Below are 5,792 nucleotides of genomic sequence, written 5' to 3' on the forward strand. Positions count from 1 at the left end.
TCCGCCGAGCCGAAGGAGCGGGGACCCCTACCCCGATCGGCTCAGCGGACGGATGCCGCCTCCGCGCGCGACGGGGTCGCGTCGCGATGCGCAGAACTCAGGCTGCGAGGCGAGTTCCCTGCCGTGACTCAGGAAGGCGGCATCCACGGCCTGAGTTCTGAACGCGCATCGGGTCGGCATCATCACCCCGCGGGCGGACCGCCTCAGGTGGCGTCAACGCGGAACCGGGGCGAGTGCCGACGCCCGGAGGCGCCGCACTCGCCCCGGTCACGGTGCGTCGTGGTGGGTGCTCAGATGCGGCCGTACTGGTAGACGACCGGGCACTCGAAGACGCGCGGGGCGCTGTGCCCGACGGTCTTCATGTAGTTGATGACGACACGGTAGGCCTCGACCAGTGTGGTCTCGGTGTAGACGATGCCTTCGCGCAGGCTGGCGTCGCGTACCATGCGGCGGGCCGCGAACAGGTGCGGACGGGCCATGCTCGGGAACAGGTGGTGCTCGATCTGGAAGTTGAGCCCGCCCATGAGGATCGTCATGCCCCAGCCGCCGCGGATGTTGCGCGACGAGAGGATCTGCTTGCGCAGGAAGTCGGGCTTCGCATCGACCGTGAACATCGTCATGCCGATGTGGTTCGGGGCGAACGACAGGCCCATGTAGGCGCCGAAGACGACGAGTTGCACGCCGACGAAGGCGAATGCCATGCCGAGCGGCAGCACGAGGAAGATCGGGATGAGCACGACCGCCATGCGCGTCACCAGCAGGATGATCTCCATCGTGCGGTTGTCGACCTTGCCCTTGCCGAAGGCGTGGATGAAGGACTTCACGTGCAGGTTGATGCCTTCGAAGGCGAGCAGCGGGAAGAACAGCTTCCCCTGGTGACGGGTGATGAGGGCACGGGCACCGCGGGCGGAACGGGCGTCGGCGTCGACGAACGAGACGGTGTCGATGTCGAGGTCGGGGTCCTTGCCGACGACGTTCGGGTTGCCGTGGTGGCGGGTGTGCTTGTTCATCCACCATGAGTAGGAGAGGCCGACGACGCCCGACGCGAGCGCGCGGCCCAGCGCATCGTTGGCTTTGTTCGACGAGAACACCTGACGGTGGGATGCCTCGTGCCCGAGGAACGCGAACTGCGTGAAGATCACGCCCAGGGCGGCCGCGATGAGCAACTGGAACCAGGAGTCGCCGAGCAGCACGAACCCGGCGATCGCGCCGCCGAGGGCGAGTACGAGGGTCGTCAGCAGCGAGATGTAGAACACCTGCGCACGGCGTAGGAGGCCGGCATCCTTGACCTGCGCCAGCAGCGGACCGAACCCGCTCGGGGCACCGGTGCGCGGCGTGGTCGTGCGGAAACGGGGGGCGGCTTCAAGAGACAAGGGGCCTCGGGATCAATCGGGGTACGACTTCCCAGCCGGCAAGGTGAGCGGAACGCTCCAGATGAGTCGAATCTACCCGGTCACCCTGTGGGTGACGTGTACTTGCGCCGAGCGTTCACCCGTGCGTCAGTTCGCCGCGACGCGGAGGGCGGCGGCGAACTCCCGCGCGCGATCCCTTTCGGCGGCGAGCGGGGCGACCACGGATTCGTCGACGACCGTCTCGATCGCGGCGACGAGCCGTTTCCGTGCCCGACGTCGCCGCGACGCCGCGGTGATCGCGCCGAGCACCCCGCCGAGAAGTCCGAGCAGGATGCCGACGAGCACCGCGCCCACGATGAGCAGCGTCGGCACCGCCCATCCTTCGACCGTCGGGATCTCGAACGCGGGCAGCCCGAACCGGGGGAGGAACGCGGCACCGAGCAGCCAGCTCACCCCGACGAGGGCGGTGAGGATGCTGGCCCACTGCACGATGCCGAACAGCACCCACCACCACGACCCGCGGGCCGGCAACGGGGTGCGGGCGATCGCGAGGTCGAGGGCATCCGGAAGTCGCTCGAGGGAACGCTCGGCGGCGGTGCGGATCCCGCTGCGCCAGGTCTCGGTCAGACCCTCCGCCGCGGTGTCGGCGTAGCCGCGCACGGTGATCGAGACCCGGGCGCGGGCGGCGGCGTTCGCCGGAGGCAGGCTCGTGCGGTGCAGGTCGGGGTCGCCGCCTTTCGTGCGCCGGGCGCCGAGCCCGAGGCGGGAGAGCGGGTCGGCGCGCAGGCGGGCGATCCACGAGACGAGCGGCCACCCGGTCGCCTGCGCGGAACGTTTGCGGTACGAGCCGGCGACGGCCTGGGCGACGACGTCGGCTCCGGCGGCGACGGCGACCTCCTCGACGAGCCGGGTGCGGGCGCGCGGGTCGAGCTTGCGCACATCCCCGGGGCTCTCGAGCTGATCGGCGAGGGCGGCGATGTCGGCGGCGAGGCGGGCATCCCGGGCGCTGCGGGCGGCGGCGAGGTCGCCGAGGGCTTTGCGCACCGCGTCGATCCCGGCGCCCGTGCGGGCGCTCACCGGCAGCACGGTCGCCTTCGGGATGCCGTCGCGGTCGACGATCTCGCGCAGCGACGCGACGACCCGCGGCACGTCGGCCGGCTGCAGCAGGTCGGTCTGGTTGAGCACGATCAGCGTCACCTCGGAGTGCCGGGCGTGCGGGGTGATGAACTGCGCGTGCAGCACGTCGTCGGCGTACTTCTGCGGGTCGACGACCCAGACCAGCGCGTCGACCTGGGCCGCGAGGCGCTCGGCGACGGCGCGGTTGCCGCGCTCGATCGAGTCGAAGTCGGGCAGGTCGAGCAGCACGAGCTGTCCGGCACGCGGGTCGATCGGGTCGGTGCGCACGACCCGATCGCGCACCCCGAGCCAGTCGAGCAGGTCGGTCGCGCCGTCGGGGTTCCAGGTCACCGCGAGCGCTTCGGACGTGGTGGGGCGCCGCACGTGCGTGCGGGCGACGTCGGCGCCGACGAGGGCGTTCACGAGACTCGACTTGCCCGACCCGGTGGCGCCGAACATCCCGACCACCGTCGATCCGGGCGAGAGTTCCCGCCGCCGGGTCGCCTGGGCGAGCAGCGTGTCGACGCGCGTGGCGAGGGGCTCCGGGATGTTGTCGCCGCCGGCGGCACGGAGGGTGCGGAGGGCGCCGAGCCGATCCTCGAGCGAGGCGCTCACGGGGCGGGGTCCGCGGCCGCGCGCTGCACGTCGTCGAGCAGGGTGCGCGACTCCCGCCGCAGCGACTCCGGGGCGGAGCCGAACCGCATCCCCTCGAGCGCCGCCGTGACCCGGGCGCGCTCGGCGTCGAACACGCCGCGCACCCGCTCGTGCAGGTCGCGCCGTGCTTCCGCGGCGAGGCGGCGCACCGCATCCTCGCCGAACACCGTCTCGAGCAGCTTCTGGCCGAGCACCGCGGACCCGCCGGCGATCAGCAGTTCGCCGCCGGTCAGGCCGCCGGTCGAGGCGAACACGACGACCATCAGGGCGACGGTGATGACGTTGAGCCCGGCGGAGAGCACCCGCGCCTTGACGCGCTTGTTGCCGGCGTTGTCGCGCACGAGCTGCATGAGCGACCCCTGCCAGTCGCGGATCATCGCGGCCGCAGCGTCGCTGAACCCGGGACTCTGCGCGGCGAGCGACGGGTTCTTCGCCGCGACGGCACGCCCGGCGGCGCTGCGCTGCAACCCCGCCCAGGTCGCGGCGGCGGCCCGGCCGCCCTCGTCGACGATCACGGCGTGCAGCCCGGTCTCGATCTGCGTCTCGACTTCGATGACCGGGCTCGGCTTGCCTTGGATCCACGCGGTGACGCTGTCGCGGGTGCGCGAGACCCACGACTCGATCTTGCGGAAGAAGTCGGTCGTGCCGACGAAGTCCTGCCAGCGGGCGAGCACCTCGCCGCGCAGCAGAGCGCCGTCGCGGGTGGCCTCGTCGACGGCGGCGATCGCGTTGTCGTAGTCGGCGACCGCGGTCGCCTCGACTCCGGCGAGCCAGTCGAGTTGGGCCTGCCGGGCGTCGGCGATCTCGGCCACCCGGCGGTCGAGGTCGGCGATCGCGCCAGAGAGGGTGCGGGCCGCGATGCGGGTGCGCTCGGCCCGGTCGCCGGCGATTCCGGTGAGCCACGCCAGCGGTTCCGCGACGGCGGCGGCCGACAGCATCCCGAGGTCGTCGAGCGGCTGCTCCTCGATCACGAAGACCGGGGCGTCGGCGAGGTTGCGGGCGGCGAGCATCGCGGTCAGGTCGGGCAGCACGTCGCCGACGGCGTCGGCCGGCACGCGGTTGAGGATGACGGCGACCGTGACCGACCGCGCGGCGGCGTCGTCGAGCAGGCGCCAGGGCACGGCATCCGCGTACCGGTTCGCGGTCGTGACGAACAGCCAGAGGTCGGCGGCGGCGAGCAGCTGGGCTGCGAGGGCGCGATTCTCGTCGGCGACCGAGTCGATGTCGGGGGCGTCGACGAGGGCGAGGGATGTCGGCATCCGATCGTGGCCCAGCAGCATGAGCTCGGTGATGCGGGACGCCGCGGGGGTGTCGCCGGCGGCGGACGCGGGAGTGCCCGGGGAACTGATCGTGCCGCGCACCCGGGAGAGTCCGGGCAGGACGCGGTCCGACGCGAACCAGCCGACATCCTCCGGCGCGTGCACGAGGATCGGCTGCCGCGTCGTCGGGCGGATCACCCCGACCCGGGTGATCGGGGTGCCCAGCAGGGCGTTGACGATCGTCGACTTGCCCGAGCCTGTCGAACCCCCGACGACGGCGAGTAGCGGGGCATCCAGGTCGGCGAGGCGCGGACGGATGTAGTCGTCGATCTGCCGCACGGCGGCGGCGGCCGTCTCGCGGTGCTCGGCCGCGTCGTCGAGCGGGAGCTCGAGCCCGACGTCGGCGAGCGAGGCGCGCAGGCGCTCGAGCGACACGATCGCGGGGGCGCGGGTGGCGGTCACCCCCACAGTTTGCCGTTCCGGGGGCGTGAGGGCGACGTGTTGACGAAACGACGACGCGGCCGGACCGTGCGGCCGCCGTCGACCGACCATCGCCGGGTCGTCACGAGCGAGCACGCGTGGACTCGCGGGGTGGGGACGGCCGGCCCCGTCAATATTCCGTTCACCGCGGCCGAGCATCATGGCGAAGTGTCGGAGACCCCGCGGTATCGCGATATCGCCGAGACACTGCGTGAGCGCATCGCCTCGGGGGAGTTCGCCCAGGCGCGAGCGCTGCCCGCGGAGCAGGCGCTCGCGGCAGAGTACGGCGTCACTCGCACCGTCGTGCGCAATGCCCTGCGCTGGCTGGAGCACCGCGGGCTGGTCACCCCGCGACGGAACATCGGCTGGTTCCTCCGCGCGCCGCATCAGGTGCAGGGCTTCGATCGGATGCGCTCTTTCACGCAGTGGGCGGAGGGCCGCGGCATGGTGGCGGGCGCGCGTGTGGTGAGCCGGGAACACGGTGCGGCGACCGAGCGCGAGGCACAGCTGTTGCGCATCCCCGTCGGGGCAGAGGTGTTCCGCTGGAGCCGAGTGCGCACGCTCGACGACCGGGTGGTCATGCTCGAGCGGTCGAGCTGGGCGCCGTGGGTGGTCCCCGTGCTCGATGTCCTGCCCGACGACGTGGTGTCCTCGACACGCGCCCTCGCCGAGGCGGGGATCGTCGTCGTGTTCGGCAACCATCGCATCGAGGCGGTCGCGGCCTCGAGCGAGGAGGCTCGACTGCTCGGTGTGCGACGGTCGAGTCCGCTGCTGCAGGTGCGGCGAGAGGTCTTCGCGAAGGACGGACGCGTCGTCGAGTTCGGTGTGGATCGCTATCTGCCCAACACGATCGCCTTCGAAGCTCAGGCCGCCGGAGTCGCGGCGCCCGCCGCGCCCGCGCGGGCGCACCGAGCACGAGCGGGGGGCGCGG

The 5,792-nt window shown here is 72.3% G+C and carries 4 protein-coding genes; 1 reads left to right on the forward strand and 3 read right to left on the reverse strand.

The window, feature by feature from the left end:
• Positions 1 to 290: 290 nt before the first annotated feature.
• The 3 genes from ACILQS_RS15040 to ACILQS_RS15050 all read right to left on the reverse strand — a co-directional run bounded on the left by ACILQS_RS15040 (position 291) and on the right by ACILQS_RS15050 (position 4,843).
• Positions 291 to 1,373 carry a fatty acid desaturase family protein gene (locus tag ACILQS_RS15040; protein WP_395640936.1) on the reverse strand — a complete coding sequence of 361 codons (1,083 nt, stop codon included), beginning with the start codon at positions 1,371 to 1,373 and terminating at the stop codon, positions 291 to 293.
• A 126-nt stretch (positions 1,374 to 1,499) separates the two neighbouring features.
• Positions 1,500 to 3,083: a GTPase family protein gene (locus ACILQS_RS15045; RefSeq protein ID WP_395640937.1), complete on the reverse strand. Its 1,584-nt coding sequence runs from the start codon at positions 3,081 to 3,083 to the stop codon at positions 1,500 to 1,502.
• A complete protein-coding gene (locus ACILQS_RS15050) occupies positions 3,080 to 4,843 on the reverse strand; it encodes a dynamin family protein (protein WP_395640938.1) in 1,764 nt (587 codons plus the stop codon). Before ACILQS_RS15050 ends, ACILQS_RS15045 begins: the two co-directional genes overlap by 4 nt.
• Before the next feature lie 186 nt (positions 4,844 to 5,029).
• Here ACILQS_RS15050 and ACILQS_RS15055 point away from each other — a divergent pair.
• A partial coding sequence (locus ACILQS_RS15055; protein ID WP_395640939.1) for a GntR family transcriptional regulator occupies positions 5,030 to 5,792 on the forward strand: 763 nt, incomplete at its 3' end.

Source organism: Pseudolysinimonas sp. (assembly GCF_044239695.1).
Taxonomy (GTDB): Bacteria; Actinomycetota; Actinomycetes; order Actinomycetales; family Microbacteriaceae; genus Pseudolysinimonas_A.